This window comes from Propionivibrio sp., assembly GCF_029255185.1.
Classification (GTDB): Bacteria; Pseudomonadota; Gammaproteobacteria; order Burkholderiales; family Rhodocyclaceae; genus Propionivibrio.
In genome coordinates, this window is sequence record NZ_JAPUVO010000104.1 from 1 (window position 1) to 24644 (window position 24644).

At 57.6% G+C, this 24644-nt stretch carries 23 protein-coding genes and 2 pseudogenes; 22 read left to right on the forward strand and 3 right to left on the reverse strand.

The window, feature by feature from the left end:
* The 17 genes and pseudogenes from Q1J43_RS09090 to Q1J43_RS09165 all read left to right on the forward strand — a co-directional run.
* Positions 1-127, forward strand: a pseudogene (locus tag Q1J43_RS09090) (ISAs1 family transposase); the annotation flags it as partial.
* A 206-nt stretch (positions 128-333) separates the two neighbouring features.
* Positions 334-1422, forward strand: coding sequence for a tRNA (uridine(54)-C5)-methyltransferase TrmA (trmA, locus tag Q1J43_RS09095; protein ID WP_301102171.1), 1089 nt, complete (start codon positions 334-336; stop codon positions 1420-1422).
* Positions 1423-1523: 101 nt separating this feature from the next.
* A complete protein-coding gene (locus tag Q1J43_RS09100) occupies positions 1524-2303 on the forward strand; it encodes an ion transporter (RefSeq protein ID WP_301102172.1) in 780 nt (259 codons plus the stop codon).
* A gap of 117 nt (positions 2304-2420) precedes the next feature.
* Entirely contained in the window at positions 2421-4247 is a 1827-nt protein-coding gene (locus tag Q1J43_RS09105; protein ID WP_301102173.1) for a secretin N-terminal domain-containing protein, read from the forward strand.
* A complete protein-coding gene (locus tag Q1J43_RS09110; protein WP_301102174.1) occupies positions 4244-5446 on the forward strand; it encodes a tetratricopeptide repeat protein in 1203 nt (400 codons plus the stop codon). Before Q1J43_RS09105 ends, Q1J43_RS09110 begins: the two co-directional genes overlap by 4 nt.
* A gap of 49 nt (positions 5447-5495) precedes the next feature.
* Positions 5496-7202, forward strand: a complete 1707-nt coding sequence (locus tag Q1J43_RS09115; protein WP_301102175.1) for a type II/IV secretion system protein — start codon at positions 5496-5498, stop codon at positions 7200-7202.
* A gap of 13 nt (positions 7203-7215) precedes the next feature.
* On the forward strand, positions 7216-8418 hold the full coding sequence (locus Q1J43_RS09120) for a type II secretion system F family protein (protein WP_301102176.1): 1203 nt from the start codon (positions 7216-7218) through the stop codon (positions 8416-8418).
* A gap of 9 nt (positions 8419-8427) precedes the next feature.
* On the forward strand, positions 8428-9969 hold the full coding sequence (locus Q1J43_RS09125) for a hypothetical protein (RefSeq protein WP_301102177.1): 1542 nt from the start codon (positions 8428-8430) through the stop codon (positions 9967-9969).
* Positions 9966-10565: a hypothetical protein gene (locus tag Q1J43_RS09130; RefSeq protein WP_301102178.1), complete on the forward strand. Its 600-nt coding sequence runs from the start codon at positions 9966-9968 to the stop codon at positions 10563-10565. Before Q1J43_RS09125 ends, Q1J43_RS09130 begins: the two co-directional genes overlap by 4 nt.
* 12 nt (positions 10566-10577) lie before the next feature.
* Positions 10578-11054 carry a hypothetical protein gene (locus Q1J43_RS09135; protein ID WP_301102179.1) on the forward strand — a complete coding sequence of 159 codons (477 nt, stop codon included), beginning with the start codon at positions 10578-10580 and terminating at the stop codon, positions 11052-11054.
* 3 nt (positions 11055-11057) lie between these two features.
* Positions 11058-12023 carry a hypothetical protein gene (locus Q1J43_RS09140; protein WP_301102180.1) on the forward strand — a complete coding sequence of 322 codons (966 nt, stop codon included), beginning with the start codon at positions 11058-11060 and terminating at the stop codon, positions 12021-12023.
* A complete protein-coding gene (locus Q1J43_RS09145; RefSeq protein WP_301102181.1) occupies positions 11999-12745 on the forward strand; it encodes a prepilin-type N-terminal cleavage/methylation domain-containing protein in 747 nt (248 codons plus the stop codon). Before Q1J43_RS09140 ends, Q1J43_RS09145 begins: the two co-directional genes overlap by 25 nt.
* 18 nt (positions 12746-12763) lie before the next feature.
* The gene (locus Q1J43_RS09150) at positions 12764-14761 is read left to right on the forward strand and encodes a UvrD-helicase domain-containing protein (RefSeq protein WP_301102182.1); all 1998 of its coding nucleotides are present in this window, start codon (positions 12764-12766) and stop codon (positions 14759-14761) included.
* Positions 14762-14866: 105 nt separating this feature from the next.
* Complete coding sequence (locus Q1J43_RS15900) at positions 14867-14983, forward strand: hypothetical protein (RefSeq protein ID WP_366141876.1); 117 nt, start codon at positions 14867-14869, stop codon at positions 14981-14983.
* Positions 14944-15627: pseudogene (locus Q1J43_RS09155) on the forward strand (IS5 family transposase); the annotation flags it as partial. The gene Q1J43_RS15900 and the pseudogene Q1J43_RS09155, both read left to right, overlap by 40 nt.
* A gap of 207 nt (positions 15628-15834) precedes the next feature.
* Positions 15835-15990 (forward strand): hypothetical protein, encoded by a 156-nt coding sequence (locus Q1J43_RS09160; RefSeq protein ID WP_301102183.1) that lies wholly within the window; start codon positions 15835-15837, stop codon positions 15988-15990.
* Positions 15991-16248: 258 nt separating this feature from the next.
* The gene (locus tag Q1J43_RS09165; protein ID WP_301102184.1) at positions 16249-16557 is read left to right on the forward strand and encodes an amine oxidase; all 309 of its coding nucleotides are present in this window, start codon (positions 16249-16251) and stop codon (positions 16555-16557) included.
* A gap of 86 nt (positions 16558-16643) precedes the next feature.
* Here the strand turns inward: Q1J43_RS09165 and Q1J43_RS09170 are convergent, their stop codons facing one another.
* Entirely contained in the window at positions 16644-17087 is a 444-nt protein-coding gene (locus Q1J43_RS09170) for a c-type cytochrome (protein ID WP_301102185.1), read from the reverse strand.
* Between the two features lie 47 nt (positions 17088-17134).
* Complete coding sequence (locus Q1J43_RS09175) at positions 17135-17707, reverse strand: flavin reductase family protein (protein WP_301102186.1); 573 nt, start codon at positions 17705-17707, stop codon at positions 17135-17137.
* 136 nt (positions 17708-17843) lie between these two features.
* Between Q1J43_RS09175 and mutY the strand changes: the two genes are divergently transcribed.
* Positions 17844-18896, forward strand: a complete 1053-nt coding sequence (mutY, locus tag Q1J43_RS09180; RefSeq protein ID WP_301102187.1) for an A/G-specific adenine glycosylase — start codon at positions 17844-17846, stop codon at positions 18894-18896.
* A gap of 51 nt (positions 18897-18947) precedes the next feature.
* On the opposite strand, the gene Q1J43_RS09185 is transcribed toward mutY, so the two are convergent.
* Positions 18948-20675 (reverse strand): response regulator, encoded by a 1728-nt coding sequence (locus Q1J43_RS09185; RefSeq protein WP_301102188.1) that lies wholly within the window; start codon positions 20673-20675, stop codon positions 18948-18950.
* A gap of 258 nt (positions 20676-20933) precedes the next feature.
* Here Q1J43_RS09185 and Q1J43_RS09190 point away from each other — a divergent pair, with 258 nt between their 5' ends.
* The 4 genes from Q1J43_RS09190 (at position 20934) to Q1J43_RS09205 (ending at position 24441) form a co-directional block, all read left to right on the forward strand.
* Positions 20934-21452: a hypothetical protein gene (locus Q1J43_RS09190; RefSeq protein WP_301102189.1), complete on the forward strand. Its 519-nt coding sequence runs from the start codon at positions 20934-20936 to the stop codon at positions 21450-21452.
* Positions 21453-22101: 649 nt separating this feature from the next.
* Positions 22102-23097, forward strand: a complete 996-nt coding sequence (locus tag Q1J43_RS09195) for a TerC family protein (protein ID WP_301102190.1) — start codon at positions 22102-22104, stop codon at positions 23095-23097.
* Positions 23098-23186: 89 nt separating this feature from the next.
* Positions 23187-24002 (forward strand): ion transporter, encoded by an 816-nt coding sequence (locus tag Q1J43_RS09200; RefSeq protein WP_301102191.1) that lies wholly within the window; start codon positions 23187-23189, stop codon positions 24000-24002.
* 220 nt (positions 24003-24222) lie between these two features.
* Complete coding sequence (locus tag Q1J43_RS09205) at positions 24223-24441, forward strand: GGDEF domain-containing protein (RefSeq protein WP_301102192.1); 219 nt, start codon at positions 24223-24225, stop codon at positions 24439-24441.
* Positions 24442-24644: the final 203 nt, after the last annotated feature.

Genomic DNA, 24644 nt, shown 5'->3' on the forward strand with positions numbered 1-24644 from the left:
TCGCCTCGTCCTCAATCTTTTCCGCCTCGACACCTCCAAGAAAAAAGGGGGTGTCTATACTCGTCGCATTCTCGCCGCTTCTTCCGATGCTTATCGCGCCAGTCTCCTCGGGTTAAAGGGAATTTGATGCAATTGCCCTGGTGATCGCCCTTCATGAGTACCTGGCACGCAAAAGTAGCGAGTAGAATGCCCATCGGCGACAGGATAAATTTGTTCTAGCGCTAACCCATTGATTTTTGTCATTCCGGGCTTGACCCGGAATCCAGTTCGTTTATCAAACAGGTCTTTTAACATCTTGAACAGGGGAACGCCTATGTTACCCCAACCGCAATCATGACATTGGCAAACATTGACCCGGCCGCGTATGCCTCGCAACTGGCGAGCAAGGTTGCGCAATTCCAGTGTGATTTTTCGCCTTTCGCCTTGCCCGAACTGGCAGTGCATCCTTCAGCGCCCGAGCATTACCGGCTGCGTGCTGAATTTCGCATGTGGCACCAGGGCGAACGCCTGGACTATGCCATGTTCGACGCAGCCAAGCCCAAGCAGCCGGTGGTGATAGAACATTTTCCCACGGCCACCGCATCCATCTGTGCTGCCATGCCGCGCCTGCGCGAGGCCCTGCAGGCCAGCGCGATCCTGAAGGCCAACCTGTTTCAGGCGAACTTCCTGGCCACGCTAAGCGACGAATTATTGATCACCCTCATCTATCACCGGCTGCTCGATGATTCCTGGACAGCGGCGGCAGCAGTTCTGGCTGGCGAACTACAGGCGCACCTGATTGGACGCAGCCGCAAGCAGAAAATCGTTGTCGGGCGTGACTGGCTGCTCGAAGAATTTGAGTTGAATGGGCGCCATTTGCGCTACCAGCAAATCGAAGGGGCTTTCACCCAGCCCAATGGCGGGGTCAATCGGCAGATGCTTGGCTGGGCCTGCGAGCAGGCCGCCGGCCTCGGCGGCGACCTGCTTGAGCTGTATTGCGGCAACGGCAATTTCACCGTTGCGCTGGCGCCGCTCTTCGGTCGCGTCCTCGCCACCGAAGTTGGCAAGTCGTCGGTGCTGGCGGCAAATTACAACCTTAAGGCCAACGTTATCGATAACGTTGCGCTGGTGCGCATGTCCAGCGACGAAATCAGCGGTGCGTTTGTGAAAAGACGGGAATTCAACCGAATGAAGGATATCGACCTCGAGGCTTACCGCTTCTCAACCCTTTTCGTTGACCCGCCGCGTAGCGGGCTAGATGCGCCAACCCTCGAGCTTGCCAGCGGTTTTGCACAGATTCTGTATATATCCTGTAATCCGCAGACTTTGCGTGAAAACGTCGTCGCGTTGCAGGAGACGCACTACATTAGCGCCGCGGCGGTATTCGACCAGTTTCCCTACACCCCGCATCTTGAATGCGGTTTGTTGCTGACGCGGCGTTGAGGGAGGACGTCGACTCCGGTATTTGTGGACGCATAAAATTTTGAAATTTTACTGACTGCTCTTCAAGCTTAAGCCACCGCATACAAACAGGGAAAACAGACATGGGCATTCTGTTGCGACTTCGCCTTTTCCACATTTTGCATCGACCAGTGCCGACCAATCTGGCAGCACGTTATGCCAACTATGTTCTGGCGGCGGTAATTCTGGTCAATTGCGCGGCGGTGGCGCTGGAGACCGTTCCCGGGATTTATGAGCCCAATAAGGCTTTATTCCTTGCAGTGGAAGCCTTTTCCACAGGCTTTTTCATCATCGAATATGTGCTCCGCCTGTGGGTCTGTGTCGAGCAGACACGTTACAGTTCGCCCGTGACCGGGCGCCTGAGTTACGCGTTGCATCCATTGCCACTGCTTGATCTGATCGTCATTCTCACCTTGTGGGCGCCGTGGGATCTGCGTTTCCTGCGGATTTTTCGCCTCTCCAGATTGCTTAGAGTTCTGCACCTTGAAGGGCTTGATCGTTCTTTGCAAGCAATTTCCGCCGCTGTCGGACGACGTAAGCATCTGCTCGTCATTTCGATGCTGATGATGCTAATTACCATCTATAGCTTTGCCGCTGTACTCTATCTGCTTGAGCATGCAGCCCAGCCGGACAAGTTCAGCAGTATTCCCGAAACCCTGTGGTGGGCGGTCGTTACACTGACAACCATTGGCTATGGAGATGTCACGCCGATTACTTCGCTTGGCAAAACGCTTGCGGGTGTAATCGTGCTGGTCGGCATCGGCATTTTTGCCTTGCCAACCGCGATCATGACCGCAGCAATACTGGATGCTGGCGTGGACCGGCCAGCGCGTTGCCCGCACTGTGGCAAGAGCCCGGAATGACAAAAATCAATGGGTTAGCGGTAGAACCAATTTACCCTGCATTGGACAAGGCTGTCACTTGAAGAATACTTCTTGCGTGATATGATAATTTTCAACCATCACCGAACGAGACCGAGCATGCTGAGAATTGTTGGCGCCGCCCTGACAGCATTTCTCCTCGCGGCCTGCGCACCGACGACGCTAAGCAGCGGACCTTCAGCCGGACACCTGCGCACGGAAAGTGTCGTGCAAACGCCGGGAGTGATTCCGCAACCGGTGCAGCAGATTGCCTCGCTGCCCAGGCCCAGAGCCACCGGCAAGACCGAGACCTATAGCGTGGTAGTCAACAACGTCAAGGTTCAGGACCTCCTTTTTGCCCTCGCCCGTGATGCCAAACTGAACGTCGACATCCACAGCGGGATCAGCGGTTATGTCAGCCTCAACGCCATCGACCAGACCTTGCCACAACTGCTTACCCGCATTGCCAAACAGGTCGACATGCGCTTCGAACTCGACGGGCCCAATCTCGCAGTGATGCCCGACACCCCCTATCTTAAGAGCTACAAGATCGACTACATCAATATGGCGCGCGACGTCACCGGCACCGTATCGACCAACACTCAGATCTCGACCAGCGCCCTCAGCACAGCTAGCGGCGGCGGGGCTGGCGTGGGTGGTGGCGGTGGCGGCAATGTGTCGCGCATCCAGATCGAAAACAAATCGAGGAATCGTTTCTGGGAATCGCTAGAGAAAAACCTTAAAGACCTGCTGCACGAAACTGACAAGATATTCCCCGAGGGATCGACGGAAACGGTGGTCGAGCAGAACACTACGCAGAGCACAAGTGGCACCGGTGCCCCGACGCCAGTAGTCAGCGCCCCCCGTAGCAGTCGCGCCGGTCCGACGCTGGCCGGCAGCCCGAATCCGGCGGAAATACAAAACAGCGGTGCGACACTGGTTAAACGCATGACTTTCCGCGAAGCGGCATCGGTGATTTCCAGTCCCGAATCGGGCGTCATTACCGTGCGCGCCACCTCGCGGCAGCACGACAAAGTGCAGGAGTTCATTGATCGGGTGATGGGTAGTGCACGGCGTCAGGTGCTGATCGAAGCAACCATTGTTGAGGTTGAGCTGTCCGATGGTTACCAGCAAGGCATTGAATGGAGTCGACTGCGTGATGACGGATCAGGTTTCAGCATTAAAAAGCCTACCCTTGGAAGCAATGTTACAAACGCCGTAACGCCTTTCGTTTTTACCTACCTGAACAAGTCAAACCCGCTGAACCTGCTGACCACTGTAAATCTCCTACAGTCCTTTGGCACCCTTAAAGTCCTGTCCAGCCCGAAGCTGACGGTTCTTAACAACCAGACAGCAACGCTGAAGGTCTCTGAAGATTATGTTTATTTCAGCGTCAAATCGGATGTCGCGGCAGGCACACTGGGCACTGGCCCGACCAAAGCAACCACCACCACGCCACAATCCGTATCGATTGGCTTTTTCATGAGCCTGACCGCTCAAATCAGCGACAACGATACCGTCACGCTGAATGTTCGCCCATCGATATCCAGCATTTCGGATTTGAAGAAAGACCCAAATCCAGACATAAGCATTGAAAATCTTGTTCCGCAAATTCGAACCCGCGAAATCGAATCCATGATGCGTATCGACAGCGGTGACATCGCCGTCCTTGGCGGACTGATGGAGGACAGGATGGATACCAAAGACGGGCGCGTACCCGGGTTTGGATCGATTCCCCTGTTTGGCGAATTGTTCAACAACCGTTCCAATGCCTCAAAGAAAACTGAGTTGGTCATCTTCATCAGGCCTACGGTCATCAAAGATGCTTCGATCAGTGGCGACTTCAGCAATTTCGCGAATTCATTGCCTGGCAAAGATTTTTTTGCACCGGCTCAGGTTTTCCAGCCCTTTAGCGTTCCCGAGCAAAGGCCGGAGCCGTTCAAATGAGCCTACTCATGGAGGCGCTCAAGAAAGCCGAGGAAGCCAAGCGGGCGTCCGGCGAGAATCACACGCCCGAGTTGACGCTCAGGCCGCTAACTGCGCCCATCCCGGCGTCGCCGCTGCCTGAGCTTGCACTGCACATTGACTCCGTTGATGCCGACCTGTCGGCCGTGGTCAGCGACGCACCGGCCAGACGCCGCGCGCCTGCCTCCCCCTCCAGGCCGTCCAACACCGATCTGCGCGAGGCCGCCGAACGCTCTGCCGTGCGCAACGTTTTTTCCGCCAAAGAGCCGCCCAGATCACGGCACGGTCTGTGGCTTGTTCTGGCGCTCAGCGGTCTTGCCGTTGTTGGGCTCGGCGCCTACTTCTGGTGGCAACTGCAAGCCGTTTCCAGCACCTCACTGGCGCGCCCACTGCCGGCTGCCCAGGCGCCCGCCACACCGGCCGTGATAGCCAGGCCGACGCCGACCGTAGTTCTCACCCCCGAAATACTGCTGCCGCCGCAGCCATCCGTCACGCGTCCCGCAGCCGAAAGCCCGGCGCTGTTCACCCCCCGGGCACAGTCGTCGCCCAGAAACACGCCAGCCGCCAGTCAGGGCGCTCCAGACGGCCCGCTGCGGCTGAGCCGTAGCGAGTCCAGAAACAGCCAAACCGTCGAGCGTGCTTACGATGCCTTGCAGAGCGGTCGGCTCGATGAGGCGCAACGCAACTACGAACAGGCCCTGCGCAACGACGGCAAAAACACCGACGCACTGCTCGGCTTGGCAAGCATTGCCGCCCGCCAGGGGCAGGCTGAACTGGCGCAGGGCTATTACCAACGCGCCCTCGAATCGGACCCCAACGACGCCACAGCCCAGGCCGGGCTGATCAATAGCCGGGGGCAGGCCGATCCCGGCCTGTCCGAAAGCCACCTAAAGAGCGCGCTGGCCGGCCAACCCGATTCTGCAGCGCTGCACTTTGCGCTGGGCAACCTCTATGGACGCCAGGCCCGCTGGAGCGAAGCGCAGCAGGCCTATTTCCGGGCCTACTCGGGCGAACCGAACAACGCCGATTTCATCTTCAACCTGGCCGTCAGCCTTGATCACCTGCACCAGAACAAGCTCGCCGCTCAGTACTACCAAATGGCGCTGAACGCCGCCAGGGTAGAGAACACCTCCTTCGACAAAGCCCAGGTCAAGACGCGCATTCTTGAGCTCCAGCCGTGATTCAGGCAGCCTCTCAAGGTCTTCCTTCACGTTCGCTCAAAGCCAAGCGATGAACGCTCCCGGCACCCATCAACGACAGCTTGGTCAGGTTCTGATTGCCAAGGGCATTCTCAGCGAAGATCAGCTGCGCATTGCCCTGCTCGAGCAGATGAAGTCCAACCAGCCGGTCGGCAAGCTGCTCGTTTCGCTCGGCTTCGTTTCCGAAGCGACCCTGCGCGACGCGCTCTCCGAGAGCCTCGGCAAACAAAGCATCGACCTCTCCAACGCCATCATCGATCCGTCGGCGCTGACCCTGGTTCCACACGAACTGGCCAAGCGCCACCACCTGCTGCCGCTGGACTACGATGTCGAGCATCGCCGGCTGACCGTTGCCATCTCCGATGTCAATGACATTGTTGCCCTCGACAAGATCCGCGGCCTCGCAAGCGATGCCATCGAGATCGACACCTTGCTGGCCGGTGAAACCGAGATCGGCCGGGCGATCGACCAAGCCTACGGCTACGAGTTGTCGATCGACGGCATCCTGCACGAGATCGAAACCGGGGAAATCGACTTTCGCGGCCTGCAATCGTCGGCCGACGAATACAGCCAGCCGGTCGTCCGGCTGATCGACTCGATCCTGACCGATGCCGTAAAACGTGAATCCTCCGACATTCACTTCGAGCCGGAAACCGGCTTTCTGCGCATCCGCTACCGCATCGACGGCATGCTCAGGCAGGTGCGTTCGCTGCATCAATCCTACTGGCCGGCAATGGCCGTGCGTATCAAGGTGATGAGCGGAATGAATATCGCCGAAACCCGCGCGCCGCAGGACGGGCGCATATCGCTTAATATGCGTGGCCGACAGATCGATTTTCGCGCCTCGGCACAGCCGACGATTCATGGCGAAAACATCGTCCTGCGCATTCTCGACCGGCAGAAAGGCCTGGTTCCGCTCGAAGGTCTGGGGCTGACAGAACGGCAGCTCGACCAGCTCAAGCTGATGATCGCCCGGCCGGAAGGCATCATCCTGGTCACCGGCCCGACCGGCAGCGGCAAGACGACCACCCTCTATTCGATACTCAACCACATCAATTCCGAGGGTGTGAACATCATGACCCTGGAAGATCCGGTCGAGTACCCGATGACGCTAGTACGGCAGACCTCGGTTGCCGAAGCGGCCAAGCTCGATTTTGCCAACGGCATCCGCTCAATGATGCGGCAGGACCCGGACATCATTCTGGTCGGTGAAATCCGCGACGCGGAAACTGCCGACATGGCGCTGCGCGCGGCGATGACCGGTCACCAAGTCTATTCAACCCTGCACACCAACTCGTCGATCGGCGCCATTCCTCGCCTGCTTGACATCGGCATCCTGCCCGACATCATGGCCGGCAACATTATCGGCGTCATCGCCCAGCGTCTGGTGCGCCGCCTGTGCCCGCACTGCAAAACGCCCTACCAGGCCGAGCCACACGAAGCGCGTCTGCTCGGCGGCGCCGCCGACACACCACGGCCAGTCATTTTCCGCCCCTGCGGCTGCGAACGCTGCGAATTTCAGGGCTATCGCGGCCGCCTGGCGATCATGGAAATTCTGCGCATGAACGCCGACCTCGACGAACTGATTGCCCGCCGCTGCACGGTGCGTGAGATTCGTCAACTGGCCGCTAGCCAGGGCTTCGAGTCCCTGTCGGACGACGGCTTGCGGCGTGTTTTTGACGGCTCCACCTCGATCGAGGAGCTCGGCCGCGTTGTCGACCTGACCGACCGAATGTGAGGGCCTAGCGCACATGTCGCTCTACACCTACAAGGCGGTCGCCCCGGATGGACGCAAGGTCTTCGGCCGCATCGACGCACTCAACGTCGTCGACCTCGAGATGCGCCTACGGCGCATGGAGCTTGACCTGATCAGTGGCCAACTGATCAACAATCGCAGCCTGTTTGGCACCAGCGGCGTACCGCGCCGCGAGATCATCCACTTCTGTTTTCATCTCGAACTGCTAGTGCGTGCCGGGGTGCCAATCCTTGAGGGCTTGTCGGACTTGCGCGACAGCCTCGAACATCCGCGCTTTCGCGAAGTGGTCGCCAGCCTGGTCGAATCGATCGAGGGTGGTCAGAAACTATCGCAGGCCATGGCAGGCCAGGGCAAAGTCTTCAACAAGGTCTTTGTCAGCCTGATCCACGCCGGCGAAGCCACCGGCCGGCTGCCCGAGGTGCTGCAAAGCCTCACCGAATCATTGAAATGGGAAGACGAGCTGGCCTCGCAAACCAAGAAACTCATCATGTACCCGGCCTTCGTCGGCACCATCGTGCTTGGCGCAACCTTCTTTCTGATGATCTACATGGTCCCGCAACTCAAGCAATTCGTGAAGAACATGGGGCAGGTTCTGCCGCTGCAAACGCAAGTGCTGTTTTTTGTATCCGACCTGCTGGTCGCCTACTGGTATGTCGCATTGCTGCTACCCGTGCTGCTTTTTATCGGGCTGAAATTTCTGCTGCACCACAATCCGCTGGCCCGCGTCCGCTTCGACGGGGTCAAGCTGAAATTTCCGTTCATTGGCGACATTCTGCGCAAGATCATCCTCTCGCGTTTTGCCAACACCTTCGCCCTGCTCTATGCCTCAGGCATTCCGATTCTCGAATCGATCCGCACGACGCAGGACGTGGTCGGCAACCTGGTCGTCCGGCAGGGCTTGGAGCGGATCGAGCAATTGATCGGTGAGGGCCAGAACGTCACCGCCGCCTTTCACAGCATCGGTTTTTTCCCGCCGCTGGTGATTCGCATGCTGCGCGTAGGCGAAAGCACGGGCGCGCTCGATGCCGCGCTGATCAACGTCAGTTACTTTTATAATCGTGACGTCAGGGAATCGGTCGAAAGGGTGCAGCAACTGATTGAACCCATGCTCACCGTCGTCCTCGGCTGCCTGCTCGGCTGGATCATGCTGTCCGTACTCGGGCCGGTATACGACGTTATCAGCAAGATAAAGACCTAGTCGACACCAATGAAAACCAGCCGCCTGCTTTACCTCAGCGCTCATCAGATGACAGCCTACCGCTGGCAGTCGGGCGAACTAACGGGTGAAGGATTTTTCACGGCGACGGCGGACGGCCAGCAGCAATTTGCCGACTACCTGGCGCAACATTCAAGCAGCATTTTTTCGATCCTGGCCAATGTCTCCGAAGAAGGCTTCCAGATCGAAACCATCCCTTTTCTGCGCGGTGCGGACCGTCAGGCGATCATCAGCCGCAAGCTCGGACAACTCTTTTTCAACGCCGCGCTGACCGCCTCGCTATCGTTGGGTCACGAAAAAACCAAGCGCAAGGACGAGCGCGTCATGCTCGCCGCGCTGACCAACAAGGATTTCTTCGACCCCTGGCTGCAGGCCATCGCCAACGCCGGGGTGGCTCTTTCCGGCATTTACTCGCTGCCGCTGCTCGCCCCCTCGCTGCTGCGCAAACTCAGTATCGCCGGCGACCAGTGCCTGTTGCTGACCGTCCAGGATCAAAGCATCCGGCAGAGCTATTTCGAGAAGGGCGAACTGCATTTCAGCCGGCTCACCCCCTTGCATAACAGCAGCATTGCCGGCATCGCGCAAACCTTTTCTGCAGAAGCACAGAAGCTCCAACAATACCTGTCCAGCCAGCGGATGATCGCCCGCAACCAGTTGATCACCGTACACATCCTGGCGCACACCACAGCACTGAAAGCCATCCAGAGCAGTTGCACCGACACCGCGACGATTCACTACAACGTTCTGAACATCGAGGACTGCGCCCAAAAAACCGGTCTCAAGACAGCGCCGCCGGATAGCCATTGCGAACAACTCTTCCTCAATCTGCTGGTCACCGCGCCGCCACGCATCCAGTTCGCCGACGACGTTCAGCGGCACGATCATCACCTGCTGCAGATTCGCTCTGCGTTGCACGGTCTGGGTGCGCTGGCCCTGCTCGGCTGCCTGCTGTTTTCCGGAACACTGCTGTTCGAAACCTATACCGTCACCCAGCAAACCGCGACACTGCGCAGTGAAGCCGACCAGGCGCGACTGCGTTACAACGACATTGCCAAAACCTTTCCGCCGATCCCGACCGATAACGACACCCTGCGCCGCATCATTGACCGGTATATTGCGCTGGAAAAAAAGAGCGCCTCTCCCGATGGCCTGTACCACGAGATCAGCCGCGCCTTGCACGCCGCTCCGGCGGTCGAACTCGACAGCATTGACTGGCAGCTCGGCAGCAGCGAAGCCGGCACTGCCAGAGGCGCCGGCCAGGCCACCGCGGCAACGCCGGTGGCCAGCGATAGCGAAGCCGTCATCGTGCGCGGCACGCTCACGCTCGGCCCCAACAGCAATGCGCGACAAATGCTCAGCGCCTTCAATGTCCTGCTTGAAGCTCTGAAAGCTAACCCCAAACTACAGGTGGTCGTACTCCAGCGGCCTCTTGACATCGAGTCCGGAAAATCGCTCAAGGGTGGCGATACCACGGTTGAAGACAACAAGCCACGCACCTTCAGCGTGCAGGTCATCAGGAAATTCGGTTCGTGAAGCTCGCCGGCACTGACCTTCAAAAACTTCAGTCCAGCCTGCTGGCCACGCTGCTGATGGTGGCCGTCGGTGCGGCCAGCGTTCATTTCGCCCTCAACTCGACCAAGGCGGCCAAGCTCGAACAGGCAGCGGCGCAAAAGAACAGGAACGATTTTGACAGCAAGCTCAAGCAGGTACGTAGCGAAGAAGCCGAGATCAAGCAGAAATCAGCAGTATTCAACACGCTCCGGGCACGCGGAATCATCGGCGAAGAACAGCGGCTCGAATGGGTCGAACTGCTCAAGGACATTCGCGACCGGCGGCGTCTGCTTGATCTGCAATACGAAATCGCCCCACAACGCCCGCTCGACGCCAGCCCGGGCAACGCCTTCGCCTTCTACGCCAGCACCATGAAAGTGCAACTCAAGCTGTTGCATGAGGAAGACCTGACCCGGCTGCTCGACGACCTGCGCCGGCAAGCCAGTGCCCTGATCCAGGTCAAAAGCTGCGCCGTCTCGCGTCTGCCGCGCGGCGGCGCCGACGATGCAAGCAATGCCCACTTGCAGGCTGACTGCCAGATCGACTGGGTCACGCTGCACGAAGTCGCCGGTAAATAGGGGATCAATCCGATGAACACTCACACGCTCAAGATCAGAGATCATTTTGGCCCGATCCGACTGCTGTGCGCTGTGGCGCTGATCAGCGTACTGTGCCCGCTGACCCGTGCCGCAGAACCCCCCGACGATCTTGGCCGGCTATTCTTCACCCCTGAACGCCGGCAGAACCTCGACCGCCAGCGACAACTCAACATCCAGGAAAAGCAGGAAATCCCCGAAGACCCGACGCTCACCATCAACGGCGTCGTCACGCGCAGCAGCGGCAAACGCACCGTATGGATCAACGGCGTTGCACAAAACGAAAACGAGAAGCAGAGCGGCGTCGTAGTCACTACAAGCCGCAAGGAGCCGGGCAGAGTCGTTGTTCAGGCCACCGACTCTCCGTCCGGCAAGGCCCGCGTCGGTGACACGGTCAACCGTAACACGGGAGAGGCGACGGATTTGCTGAATGGCGGACGGATCAGTACCAAGTCAAGCGTTGAAAAATAGGCCATGGATCGAAAAAGTGACTCTGTCCTGAAAGCGCGCCAGCATGGGGCGGCATTGCTTATATTGATGCTCCTCTTTTTTCTCGCCGCCACCTCCTTGATACTTGGCCAGAGTGGTTCTTACGGTGCTCGCACCAAATTCGACAAGACTACAAGCGCAGCATTGGCGCAAGCAAAGGAGGCCCTGATTGGACGCGCCGCCACCGACAATAACCATCCCGGAAGTCTGACCTGCCCCGACATAAACGATGACGGTCAAGCAGATGTTAGCTTCGGAAATTGCACCCTATATATCGGCCGCTTTCCCTGGAAAACGCTCAACTTGCCCGAGTTGCTTGACGGTAACGGGGATAGGTTATGGTATGCGCTTTCCCCAGGATTGCGCGACAATCCTGCTGCCGAGCCAATCAACCCTCAAAAGCCGTTGGAGCTCACTCTCGACGGCATCCCGAACATCGCTGCCATTATTTTTTCCCCCGGCACGCCCTTGGCCAACCAGAGCGGTCGTCGCAGCAACGCTGTTACCGACTACCTTGATGGCAGCAACAACGATGGCAATTTCGACTACATTTCTGGCCCTCTATCAGCGACCTTCAACGACAAGGTATTGACTATCACTCGCGATGACATCTTCAGAACAGTTAACCAGCGAGTTCTGGCAGAAATTCGTGGCCCTGACGACAACCCGCCTGGATCGCCGAACTGGGGATTACGTCGCTACTATGCCAACAACGCGACTTTCCCTTGGGCCGACAGCGGTATCGACGGCAACGGCGACCCGGGCACGACAACAGGAAAACTGCCATACAACGACTTCAGCATAAATCCAGCATCTCTTGTAAATTGGCTGAACCCAAATGCTTGGCTACCACTTGTCACCTACCAGCGCCTAAGTGCCAACTCCGCCCGAATCTCGATCGGCAGCAGTCAGATGGACGTCATCCCATGCCCAAGCTCACCCTGCCCCTGAAATCTCCGACCAGGAAAGGGCAGAGCGCAGCGCGCGCAAAAGGCTTTACTTTGGTCGAACTGACCATCGTTCTCATCATCATGGGCCTGCTCATCGGCACCCTGATGATTCCCCTATCGGCACAAATTGACCAACGGAACTATAACGAAACTCGGCAACAGTTCAGTGAGATACGCGAGGCGTTGATCGGTTTTGCCCTCGCCAATGGCAGACTTCCCCGCCCTGCAACTTCGTTGACTGACGGAACAGAAAATCCTGCGCTTTGTGCGAACGATGCAGCCTGTACCGGCTTCATACCCTGGACGACGCTGGGCATAAAGAAAACTGACGCCTGGAACAAGATGATCCGCTACAGCGCCACCCCGGCTTATGCCAATGCCGCTTTCACTTTGAGCACCATCGGCACAAAGAAAATTCAGACCCGTGACAGCGCCGGTACGGTCAGCTACCTCATTGGCAGCGCTAGCGGTTGCTCACCTTGTGCGCCGGCAGTCATCTATTCCGCCGGAAAAAACAACTGGGGCGTAACAGCGGACGGGACCGCACTGGCAGACGAATCAACAACCAATGCGGACGAGGACCTCAATGCGAGCGCCAGCACGGTCTTTCTTTCCAGAAACCAATCTAACGTTCCCACGGGAGGCGAGTTCGACGACATCGTCATCTGGATTGCGCCGTACATCTTAATGAACCGCATGATCTCGGCAGGCAAACTTCCCTGAGACGAGCCTGCCACCTGCATGTCATCGCTTCCCAACCCCCCGCAACGCGAAGCCATTCGCTATCTTGACGGCCCCCTGCTGGTGCTGGCCGGCGCCGGTTCAGGCAAGACGCGCGTCATTACACAGAAAATCGCCTATCTGATCGAGGAGTGCGGTTTCAGCCCGACCAATATCGCCGCCATCACGTTCACCAACAAGGCAGCGAAGGAGATGCAGGAACGCGTCGGCAAGCTGCTCAAGAACAAGCCGGTGGGCCTGACCATCTCGACGTTTCACGCGCTGGGGGTGCGCATTCTGCGCGAAGAGGCCAAGGCGCTGGGCTACAAGCCCCGCTTCTCGATTTTCGATTCGAACGACAGTTTCGCCATCATTGCCGAACTCGCCAATAGCGTGGACAAGGCGACCATCCGTCGCTTGCAGTCGGTGATTTCCAGCTGGAAGAACACGCTCACCGGCCCCGATCAGGCGCTCAAGGGCGCGCAGAACGAAACCGAAAAGCTCGCCGCACTGGCCTATGCCAGCTATTCGGCATCCTTGAAGGCTTATCAGGCGGTTGACTTCGACGACTTGATCGCCTTGCCGGTCGAGCTTTTCGAGAACTATCCCGATGTGCTCGGCAAGTGGCAGAACCGTCTGCGCTACCTGCTGGTCGACGAGTACCAGGATACCAATGCCTGCCAGTACGCGCTGCTCAAGCTGTTGGCCGGACCGCGCGCCGCTTTTACTGCCGTCGGCGACGATGACCAGGCAATCTACGGCTGGCGCGGCGCCGACATCGAGAATCTGCGTGGTCTGCCGCGTGATTACCCGAAGTTAAAATTGATCAAACTCGAACAAAACTACCGTTCGACGGTGCGCATCCTCAAGGCCGCCAACGCACTGATTTCGCACAACGAAAAACTGTTCGACAAAAAGCTGTGGTCCGACCTCGGCCATGGCGACCCGATCACCGTCACCATCTGCAAGGACAACGAAAAGGAAGCCGAGTCGGTGGTGATGAAGCTGCAAGCGCACAAGTTCGAGCATCGCGGCGAGTTTCGCGACTATGCCGTACTTTATCGCGGCAATTTTCAGGCGCGTGCGCTGGAAAAATTCATGCGTGACCAACGCATTCCTTACGCGCTGTCGGGCGGGCAATCCTTCTTCGACAAGGCCGAAATCAAGGACATCACCGCCTACCTGCGCTTGCTGGCCAACAGCGACGACGACCCGGCCTTCATCCGCGCCGTGACCACGCCCCGGCGCGGCGTCGGCGGAACGACGCTCGAGGCCCTAGGCACCTACGCTGGAGAACGCCATCTGTCGCTTTTTACTGCGGCTTTCGAGGAAGGCTTCGCACATCGCGTCCAGCCGCGCCAGTTAGCGCCCTTGCTTGAGTTCTGCGGCTTCATTAACCGTCTGGAATATCGCGCCGCCAGGGAAGCGGTCGAGCCGGTAATGACCGATCTGTTGAGTGCCATCGGCTACGAAGCCTGGTTGCAGGATGAAGACGACAAGCGTGTCGCTCTGGCGCGCTGGGAAAACGTTCAGGAACTTGTCAAGTGGCTGGCCAAAAAGGGCGATGAGGACGGCAAGAGCCTGATCGAGCTGACGCAGACGATCGCGCTGATCAACCTGCTCGACAAGCAGGAGGACGGCAGCCGGCCCGACGCGGTTCAACTGTCAACGCTGCACGCTGCCAAGGGGCTAGAGTTCAAGCACGTCTTCCTGATCGGCATTGAGGAGGGGGTGCTGCCGCACCGCGAATCGCAAGCGCCGGACAAGATTGAGGAAGAGCGCCGCCTGATGTATGTCGGCATTACGCGAGCGCAACGCTCGCTGCACCTTTCTTACAGCGAGAAACGCAAGCAGGGCAGAGATATTATTCCCTGCGAACCCTCGCGCTTCATCGCCGAGATGGGCAAGGAGGATCTGCGTTTTTCTGGCGGGCCAGCCGACAGCCCGCCGGACAAGGCTGGCGGAACCGCGCGGCTGTCGGCGATGAAAGCAATGCTATCGGGCAGCAAGGCCGGCTGAATGAGTTATGCCGGGCGGCCTCAAATATGAAGTGCAACACTTGCCAGGAGGTAATGTGTTGCGATGGGAACGATCTACAAACATTTGAGTTGTGAAGAGCGCACGATGATCCAGTTGAGTCTTGAGCAGGGCTGTACGCTGCGGGTAATTGCCCGCAGCGTACAGCGCGCGCCAAGCTCCACCTGTTGTCGTCGGATCACTTCACGGTCGATGGCACGCTGATTGAAGCGTGGGCTTCGTTCAAGAGTTTCAAACGCAAGGATGGCGAACCGCCGACGCCGGGAAGTGACGGCGGCGGGATGGTCGATTTCAAAGGCGAGAAGCGCTCGAATGCAACGCATCAGAGCACGACCGACCCCGAAGCCAAGCTCATGCGCAAGGGCAACGGCCAGCCGGCCAAGCTGAGCCACGGCGGCCATGTGCTGATGGAGAATCGCCATGGTTTGTGCGTCGATGTGCTGATCACCGATGCAACGCAAGCCGAACACCAGGCCGCCCGGATGTTGCTCGCCCGCGCGCGTCGCCGCCGCATTCACCCCAAGACTGTGGGCGCCGACAAGGGTTATCACGTCAAAGACTTTGTTGCCCACTTGCGCCAGCACGCGATCCGTCCGCACATCGCCCGCATCGACGGGAGGAAAACCCCCGGGCTGGACGGGCGCACGACCTGCACCGAAGGCTACCGCATCAGTCAGCGCAAGCGCAAACGGGTCGAGGAAATCTTCGGCTGGATGAAGACGGTTGGCGGATTGCGCAAGAGCCGCTTCATCGGTCAGGCGAAAACGCAAATGGCGGCCTTCATCTCGGCAGCGGCTTACAACCTGTTGAGGATCGCAAAACTGACCCAGGCGGGAGCCACAAGATGACATGGGCAGATAACAAAGAGAAAGGAGCGAACATCCACGAAATCGACGATTCGGATCGCATCGAAAACGGCAATTCTTCAACGAAGTCATCATGAAAATTCGAATCCGTCTCAACCCCGTCAAGAATTCAAGCCATTTTGCATCGGCCTGTTAGGCTTCAATATGCTGCCCGAGGAAGAACTTAGCAGAGATTTCAAGAAGACTTGGATGGCATTCGCTATCTCAAGCATCGACGAGAAAGGTCGCGAACAACCGCTGCCGATTCGTCGGAGCTACCCAAAGCTTTTTGCTCTATTGTTGGCTGCGTTCTTGTGCGGCTTTGGCGCCCCGAGAATCGGCGGCGCCTTGGGCATCTATTGGTGAGCGCCCACCAATGGCTCGGGTGGAGAGCTACGGTCTTGCTTTCGCCATGTTGCTCTTGGCAGGTCTCTTAGCAGGTGTCCTACTACTATGATTTTTCACAGGCACTCAGCTGATGACATCGTCACATGGCGTTACGCGGCGTTACTCACTCCTTGACATCCATAGCGAAGCCGTCCGCGTTGATGGATGCAAGGCCGCAACGAAACTTGAGAACGCAGCGACCGAGTTACGAAACCAGATCAACATTAGGAGATAACCATGCTTAAGAACATCGTCGCACTTGCCATCGCCGCTGCTTTTGGTACCGCCGCTTTCGCCCAAGCTCCTGCTGCCGCCCCAGCCAAACCGGTTGAAGCCGTCAAACCGGCGATGGCAAACCCAGCCCCGGTTGCCGCTACTCCTGCCGCAGCAACGACCGCCAAGCCGGAAGAAATAAAAGTTGAAAAGAAAAAAGCCGTGAAGGCCAAGCACAAGGCGGTCAAGAAGACCGAGGCGACTCCGGTAAGCACTGCGCCTGCAACGACGCCGGTTGCCGCCGCAACGACTACCCCGGTCGTCAAGAAGTAATACGCTTGGCTCGGGTTGTCCGGGCTCAGGTCTAGAAGGGGGGCAAAAACGGCCCCCCTTCTTGTTTTGCTGATTCAGTGGCTCGGCTATTTTGCCTTGTCGATCAAATAATCCACCGCTGCTTTGAGTTCCGCATCTGAGAGGTCGGCAGCACCGCCTCGGGGCGGCATCGCGCCCTTGCCGTTGGCCGCGTTCTTGAGCAGCACCGCGTTTCCGGTGGCGATGCGCGGCGCCCAAGCGGCCTTGTCGCCAGTCTTCGGTGCACCGGCCACGCCGCCGGCATGACAGGCTATGCATACCGTGCTGTAAATGCTTGCGCCATCGCGCGGTTTTCCGTCAGACTTGGTCGCCGCTTTTTGCATTTCAACTCGGGCTACCGGCAGGATGCGCAACTCGGCATCTCCACCGTCACCGGCCGCTGCCCCTCCTTTGCCAATCATTGACAGCGGCCAGATAAGCACGACCAGAACGATTGCCACGGCAATCGTGATCGTCATGATGGTCCGCGAAGAGTGCTGTTTGTTAGTCATGGTAAATTTCCTCAGTTATCTATTCAGGTTTGCAATTGTGTAGCGATTCAATCCCTGTTCAGCAAAGCGAGCTGGCGATAGCGGGCGCTGTGGAAGATCAACGGTGACTCTGCTTCTCCCTGGGCAAATCGCTCGACGCGTCCGACGAAAATGAGGTGATCGCCGCCCGGGTAGTGTGCCTCGTTGCTACATTCAAACCAGGCGCAACAGCCTTCAATCAGTGGCGCCCCGCCCAGCCCGGTGCGTTGTGACAGGTCGGCAAAGCGGTCGTTGTCGCGCGCGGCAAAGCGGTCGGAAAGCCATTGTTGGTCGGCGGAAAGTATATTCACCGCGTAGTGGCTGGCGCTGCGAAAGGCATCAAGGTTAGGCGAATTTGTTGACAGGCTCCAGAGGACGAGTGGTGGGTCGAGCGATACTGAATTGAATGAGCTGATGGTCAGACCAATCGGCTTACCGTCGGGCGCCAGCGCCGTGATAACGGTGACGCCGGTGGCAAAACTGCCGAGCGTGCTGCGCAAGTCGCGGCAACAAAACCCCTTGGTGACCAGCGTGCGTCCGGCGTCACAGGTCTGGCAAGGTGGATCGATAGCGGGGTTCTCAGCGAGAGTTGACGGGGTCATCGGGAAGCCTGGGTGGAATAAAGGGGCGTGCTAAGATCAGCATATTTTGGAGAAGTTCAGGAGACTCGTGATGCTGCAGCTGGATTATCGCCTTGCCGCGTTTTGCTGTCGAGAAACTTGAACGGACCGGTCGCTTTTGTCAGCACTAAATTTCTCGGCGCGTCTGATCAACTGGCAGGGCCAGCACGGGCGCCATGATCTGCCCTGGCAAAAGACACGTGATGCCTATCGCATCTGGCTTGCCGAGATCATGTTGCAGCAAACCCAGGTGAGCACGGTCATCCCGTATTACACGCGCTTTCTCGAACGCTTCCCGACGGTTGACGCTTTGGCACAGGCGCCGGTTGATGCCGTGCTCGAACTCTGGGCTGGTCTGGGATACTACGCGCGCGCGCGCAATCTGCATCGCTGCGCCCAGGTCATCGTCGCGGATTACGCGGGACAATTCCCGAAAGAGCCGCAAGCCCTTGCCCAATTGCCTGGCATCGGGCGTTCGACAGCGGCGGCGATCAGTGCCTTCGCTTTCGGGCAGCGCGCGGCGATCCTCGATGGCAACGTCAAGCGTGTTCTGGCGCGCTGTTTTGGCATTGAGGGCTTCCCCGGTTCGGCGCAAACCGAAAAGAAAATGTGGTCGCTCGCCGAGTCCCTGCTCCCGGCTCGGCGAATCGAGGTTTATACCCAGGGGCTGATGGATCTCGGTTCGACTCTGTGTGCCCGCCGCAAGCCGTTTTGTGCGGCCTGCCCAATGTATGCAATCTGCATCGCCCGCCACACAGGCCGCCAAGCCGAATTGCCGATGGTCAAAGCAAAGAGAGTGCTGCCTGAACGTGAAACGACTCTGTTGTTGCTCACCGATGGGAAACGCGTCCTGCTCGAACGCCGGCCGCCGGCAGGTATCTGGGGCGGCCTCCTGACCCTGCCCGAATGCGGGCTGGCTGGGCCGGCTGAGTTTGCATTACACCACGGTTGTCGCTTGCTCGACACGCATGCTCTGCCGCCGCTCAGACACAGCTTCACCCATTTTCGCCTGACTATTCAAACGCTTTTGTGTCAGGTCGAAGTGAGCGCCAGCCTGGTGAGCGAAGCCGGGTGGCAATGGCTTGAGCGTGCTCAGATCGAGACGGCGGCGCTACCGACTCCGATCAGGTTTCTGCTCCGGGAAATGGCTCAGGACTACGGGGAAAAATGAACCGTCTTCCCACTTGTTGCAGCCGACTGGGGCAAGCCCGACAACAGGCCGCTACTCCCCGCTTTTCTCGTTGGTGCCGCGGGCACCGCTGATTGGCACCACGACGATCCCGTATTTTCGGGCGACCAGATGGTAGAGTTCGCGCGCCGAAATCACTTTGGCGTTGTTCCTCTCCTTGGCCTGCGCCATATTCAGATAGCGTAGGCCGCGATCGCCGAGATCTTCGTTCCAGCCTTTGCGATCGAGCATGGTGAAGATTGCCTTGCTGGCGTTGACCAGAAACTGGAGGTTGGGCACCCGCTCGGCCGCTTCAATCAGCATCTGTACCGAGGTTTCGATATCTCCGCCACGTGCGGCCAGCACGCCACGGTTGTTGAGTTCGACAATCTCCTTGCCGACCTTGGCAAGCATTGATTGCCCGGCCTCCTCATGGCCCGTTTTGGAGAAGACGCTCTGGATGTGCGCGATCATGCCGCGGTCTTCGTGATTTTCGGCGGCGACTTTGCTCAGAATTTCCTGCGCCATGGTTTCATCACCCGTCGCCAGACAAGCGCGGGCAAGATCAACGGCGATTTTCTGGGGAAATTCCTTTTGATTGGTGTCACCCTGCAGATTGTTGTGCAGGGTGAGCGCTTTCTCCAGCGCCTCCTTTGCTTTGGCCGGTTCGCCCTCCTGGTCGGCGCAAAGGCTGTCCATGATCAAGGCCGCAAGTTCGCCCTGCTTATTGCCGCGCCAGTCCCGACGTAATTCCTGGGTAATCTTCTTAACGCCATCGGTATGTCCTTTGTCGAGCATGACCCGGGTCAGATTGGTGTAGTCGTCAATAATCTTGAGCGACGATCCGCGGTGACGTTCAAGCACCTTGCCATAGGCGCGCTCGGCTGAATCGAGGTCGTCGTTGCGCACTGCGACATCGCCAACCATGCGTTGTCGCAGTGAATTGTTGGGCGATATTTCAGCGGCGAGTTGAAGAATTTCCTGTGCTTCTGCAAGCTTTCCCATTTCCTCGCGCACGCTGGCAACAAAATCGTAGGCGACCAGATACTCGGGGAAGTCTTCGATAAGTGAGGCGCCCAGTGTTTCAGCTTCCTCCAATTGCTCCAGGCCACGTAGCGCGATTGCCAAGCCCATGCGCGCCCAGGGAACCATGGAATTATCCAGAACCAGTTGATAGACCGCTTGAGCCTCCTGGCTACGGCCGAGTATGTTCAGAATTTCGCCCTTGAAACGTAGCGTGTCGTAGAAAAAACTGTCATCCCTGCCGAGCAGACCCTCACAAGCGGCCAGTGCATCGGCAAAGGCGCCGTTATCCAGATGCTCTAAAACCCGTCCAAAAAACTGTTTTTTGTAGATGGCCTTGGCCAGTCGGACATGCAACTGTTCGGCGGTAAACGGTTTGATCAAGTAATCGTCCGGCGCTAGTTCGGCGACGGAAACCACGTTGTGATAAGCGCGTTCGGCGGTGATGATAATGAATACCGTGGACAGCGAAATCAGGTGCTTCTGGCGCAGCTCTTCAAGCAATTGCTGACCATCACGGCCATCGTCAAGATGGTAGTCAGCAAAGATAATGTCGAATGAGTAGGAGCTGACCTGCCGCAGAACTTCAGCGGAACTGCCTGCGTTATGTATCGCGCTGATCCCGAGTGTTGACAAAATGATGCGCAGCGAATTGCGCGCACTGGTGTGCCGGTCGACCAGCAATACCCGCATGCGCGCCAACTCTTTGCCGACCTTTTGCATCAGGTCGGCGGTGGTGGTGGCGGCTGAGGTACCCATTGGAAGCACCTTACGCGACTGTGCGCTGGCGAGCAAGCGGGGGGGGCGGGCGAGTCACTGCCACGCCGACTGAAAGATGCATGACTTATGTGTCATGCGCTTGGCCGGCGAGGCCGGTGCACCAAGGCTCAAAGCGCATACAATCCACACCATGTTAAATGCCTTGATTACCGTTGAACCAGCGCGCATGCGTATCTTCATGAGGAAAAAACATCGAACGGCGCAAGCCAACGTTGGCGATGCGGTGACGGGGACGGCATGACCAGGCCACGTCTTCTCGACGGTCTGCGCAAAGCGCTTCAAGCCAGCGCTGGGTACCGTTACTACCCATTCGTAGTGGCGCTGATTGCGTTTTCCGCGACCGTGACCTTCGCCTTCCCATTTACTATGGTGCTGATCCCAGCGGTGCTCATTGCGCCGCAACGCTGGCTAATGCTCGGCCTACTGAGCGGCGTAGCCAGTGGTGCCGGTGCTGCGCTTCTGGTCGAACTGTTCAACTACTTTGGCCGGGAGATAATCGTTTCTCATTTTCCAGAACTGGTCGCCAGCGCGAGTTGGCAATTAGCCAGTGGCTGGCTGGAAAATTATGGGCTGTTTGCCTTGATGCTGCTTGCCGGGTCGCCGCTGCCGCAAACACCTATCATTTTTTTCTACTCGCTGACCAACCCGTCAGTCCTCGGCGTGCTGATCGTCGTCGCTATCGGCAAGACGGTTAAGTACGTTTTCCTGGCCTGGCTGACCTCGCGCTCTCCGGCGCGCTTTGCCGACTATCAATGAAACGAAAAAGGCGAACCACCAAGACACCAAGGTTCAACAAGTTACCTCGATACGTTTCTTGATGAAACCGTGCTTATCCGCTTAGCTCCCATGCCTACTACCTGTAGGGGGCGTTATTTTTTGCATATAGTTCGGTATAGGTTGGCGCAGTGACGTCGCCGGCAATGCCCAGCAAGGAAACGGCAAATCGTCTCGTTCGAGCACGTCGATAACCACGCCCATCCCAAGTTGGCGCAGATGCTCAACATACTACCGATAGTGGGTTTTGGAGACAACCGGATAAGCACGTTTCAACTATTGAAATTGAAAGCACTCAGCTATTGTTCGGTCACAAACTGTTTCAAACGAGTACTGTTGCAAACGTTTACTTGACTGATTTTGTCAGGTTAATTAGAGTCGAACTGTCCCAAGGGGGAGTAGCTCTCAGCTGTGTGGTCGTCAATACGGAAGCCTGGCTTCGCAAGGGATTTCCCGGCACACAGGCGGTATACGGTTGATTATCGCGAGCCAGACCTTTGCCACGATCGTGGAGGTGCCCTGTCAAAACACACCAAACGGCCCTCTGTCATCGTCGGACAGAGGGCCGTTTTATTTTGACCTGCGACTGGTCAAATGACACGGATGTAAAGACTACTATTGGGATATTTCAATGGAAACAATTGGCACATGGTGGATGTGGTCAGGATTCTTCGCAATTGTCCTGGTCATGTTGGCGATTGACCTCTTCGTGGTTGGCGGCGGCAAGAAACATCGAGCCTCGTTCAAGGAAGCGGCTACCTGGTCCTGTATCTGGGTCGGGGTCTCGATGCTTTTCGCAGGCGCTTTGTGGTGGTATCTGGATGGCGCGATGGGTCGTGACATCGCCAATGAAAAGACACTCGAATACATCACTGGCTATCTGATCGAGAAATCGCTCGCCGTTGACAACGTCTTCGTCTGGCTGATTCTCTTCAGCTTTTTTGCCATTCCGCTTGAGTTGCAAAAACGCGTACTGATACTCGGCGTTCTCGGCGCCATCGTCATGCGCACGTTGATGATTCTTGCCGGCGTCTGGCTAATTACCCAGTTCCACTGGCTGCTCTACGTTTTCGGTGTTTTTTTGCTCATTACCGGTATCAAAATGTGGTGGTTCGCCGACGAGAAGCCTGACCTCAACAACAATCCGGTCATCAACTGGATCAGGCGGCATATGAACGTGACCAGTGAGTTGCAAGGCGAACACTTTTTCGTCATAAAGGAAGAGGCAGGAAAACTGGTGCGCTATGCCACTCCCCTGTTTCTTGTCTTGATTCTGGTCGAACTCACGGATCTGATATTTGCTGTTGACTCGATCCCGGCGATCTTTGCCATCACCACCGATCCGTTCATCGTCTTGACATCGAACGTTTTCGCCATCCTTGGTTTGCGGGCCATGTACTTCCTGCTTGCCGACATGGCTGATCGCTTCTCGCTACTGAAGTATGGCCTGGCCATCGTGTTGACGTTCATCGGCGTAAAGATGATTCTCATCGATCTGATCAAGATTCCAGTGCTGGCATCCCTTGGTGTTGTTGCCGCCATCATCGCCACTTCAATTGTTCTTTCCTTGCGCAAGGACCGCCGCCTACGCGAGACAGATGCCCTGCATGGGAAAACCAAGCTTTAACTGGACGAGAAAAAATGGGGGGGTGGGGGAAACCATCACGGCCGCCTGGTGCTCTTTCCAGGCTGGCCAGGCGACTTGAAACACCAGTCGTGCAACATAGCCTGGTCGCACTGATTCTGCTCAACGCGGCAATCCTTGGCCTTGAAACGAATCCGACGGCAATGACAGCCTTCGGGCCGTGGCTAGTCGCCGCCGACCGCACGATCCTCGTGATCTTTGTGGTTGAAATAGGGCTGCGCCTCACCGTTCAGCGCCTGAGCTATTTTCGCGACCCATGGAACGTCTTTGATTTTGTGGTGGTCAGCATTGCGCTCGTTCCAGCATCGGGACCGCTCGCAGTGCTGCGTGCCTTGCGCGTGTTACGTGTCTTAAGACTGATCACGCTTGTGCCCAGCATGAAGCGCGTCATCGGCGGGCTGTTGTCGGCCCTGCCCGGATTGGGCTCGGTATGCGCAATCATCGGCCTCATCTTCTACGTGTCGGCAGTCATCGCCACCCGAATTTATGGAGCCGCTTTCCCGGAGTTGTTTGGTACGCTTGGCGATAGCGCATTCACCCTGTTCCAGGTCATGACTCTCGAAAGCTGGGCCATGGGCATAGTCCGACCGATCATGAGCGTTTTTCCGCTGGCCTGGGTCTTCTTCCTGCTCTTCATTCTGGCATCCACGTTCACCTTGCTAAATCTTTTCATTGCCGTCATCGTAAATGCCATTCAATCCGAGCATGACCGCGCGACGCCTCCCTCGCCAATAAGCGAGAATGAGCAGCTCCGCCATGAAATCGCCGAGTTGCGCAAGCAGCTGGGCCGCTTCAAGACACCAGCGCTCGCCGCAAGGAAACGTCGACGAATCGCCAAGTGGTCGGCCAACTCATCCGTGTGTCCTGATTCTGGTGACTATCGATGAGGCTGCGAGACACCCTCCTCTGGGCCCCAAGGCCAAGCGCTCGTCTCGGCGTGATCTCTGTGGCCAGCGCCTTGATTGCAGTGATCGCCTTCCTGCATACGGCCTTGGGTCTGACCTATGAGTTCTACGTTTTCTTTACCCCCCGATAGCTATCGTGGCCTGGTTCGCAGGCCCTATGGCAGGCTATGGTGGCGCAATCATTACGACCGGACTTTGGCCAATGATCATCAACAGCGCAGGCCGGTTTCTTGTCTTTTTCGCCAGTATCTGGGTCCTTGTCCAACTGCGCAACGTCCTGGACCGCAAACACCAGTTCGCCCGACAGGATTCCTTGACACATCTATCCAATCGGCGTGACTTCTTCTCGCGCGGACGTCAGGCACTCGCGCAGGCGCAACGCGACGGAGCGCCGATCAACGATCCCTGCCCTTGTCGCTAGCCGCAGAAGCAATCAGGGCCAGGACACTTCGCAGCATGGAGAGACAACCGAGCCTCTGCATGCCTTGCTCTCTTTTGCAACGACACAAGATTCCATTTTTACGAACTATAACTCACTTAGCGCGGCCGCTGGCCGCAACCAAAAGGTGCCGCTCCCGACGCCGGCGGATTGAATTTTCGAGGACAATATCCTCAACCTCACGA

Coding starts and splice junctions, on each gene's coding strand:
- Q1J43_RS09135 (WP_301102179.1), top strand. CDS start 10,578: ATGAACACTCACACGCTCAAGATCAGAGATCATTTTGGCCCGATCCGA.
- Q1J43_RS09125 (WP_301102177.1), top strand. CDS start 8,428: ATGAAAACCAGCCGCCTGCTTTACCTCAGCGCTCATCAGATGACAGCC.
- Q1J43_RS09165 (WP_301102184.1), top strand. CDS start 16,249: ATGCTTAAGAACATCGTCGCACTTGCCATCGCCGCTGCTTTTGGTACC.
- Q1J43_RS09205 (WP_301102192.1), top strand. CDS start 24,223: ATGATCATCAACAGCGCAGGCCGGTTTCTTGTCTTTTTCGCCAGTATC.
- Q1J43_RS09195 (WP_301102190.1), top strand. CDS start 22,102: ATGGAAACAATTGGCACATGGTGGATGTGGTCAGGATTCTTCGCAATT.
- Q1J43_RS09185 (WP_301102188.1), bottom strand. CDS start 20,675: ATGGGTACCTCAGCCGCCACCACCACCGCCGACCTGATGCAAAAGGTC.
- Q1J43_RS09140 (WP_301102180.1), top strand. CDS start 11,058: ATGGATCGAAAAAGTGACTCTGTCCTGAAAGCGCGCCAGCATGGGGCG.
- Q1J43_RS09160 (WP_301102183.1), top strand. CDS start 15,835: ATGGCATTCGCTATCTCAAGCATCGACGAGAAAGGTCGCGAACAACCG.
- Q1J43_RS09150 (WP_301102182.1), top strand. CDS start 12,764: ATGTCATCGCTTCCCAACCCCCCGCAACGCGAAGCCATTCGCTATCTT.
- Q1J43_RS09100 (WP_301102172.1), top strand. CDS start 1,524: ATGGGCATTCTGTTGCGACTTCGCCTTTTCCACATTTTGCATCGACCA.
- Q1J43_RS09190 (WP_301102189.1), top strand. CDS start 20,934: ATGACCAGGCCACGTCTTCTCGACGGTCTGCGCAAAGCGCTTCAAGCC.
- Q1J43_RS15900 (WP_366141876.1), top strand. CDS start 14,867: ATGATCCAGTTGAGTCTTGAGCAGGGCTGTACGCTGCGGGTAATTGCC.
- Q1J43_RS09105 (WP_301102173.1), top strand. CDS start 2,421: ATGCTGAGAATTGTTGGCGCCGCCCTGACAGCATTTCTCCTCGCGGCC.
- Q1J43_RS09120 (WP_301102176.1), top strand. CDS start 7,216: ATGTCGCTCTACACCTACAAGGCGGTCGCCCCGGATGGACGCAAGGTC.
- Q1J43_RS09175 (WP_301102186.1), bottom strand. CDS start 17,707: ATGACCCCGTCAACTCTCGCTGAGAACCCCGCTATCGATCCACCTTGC.
- trmA (WP_301102171.1), top strand. CDS start 334: ATGACATTGGCAAACATTGACCCGGCCGCGTATGCCTCGCAACTGGCG.
- Q1J43_RS09145 (WP_301102181.1), top strand. CDS start 11,999: ATGCCCAAGCTCACCCTGCCCCTGAAATCTCCGACCAGGAAAGGGCAG.
- Q1J43_RS09115 (WP_301102175.1), top strand. CDS start 5,496: ATGAACGCTCCCGGCACCCATCAACGACAGCTTGGTCAGGTTCTGATT.
- Q1J43_RS09170 (WP_301102185.1), bottom strand. CDS start 17,087: ATGACTAACAAACAGCACTCTTCGCGGACCATCATGACGATCACGATT.
- Q1J43_RS09110 (WP_301102174.1), top strand. CDS start 4,244: ATGAGCCTACTCATGGAGGCGCTCAAGAAAGCCGAGGAAGCCAAGCGG.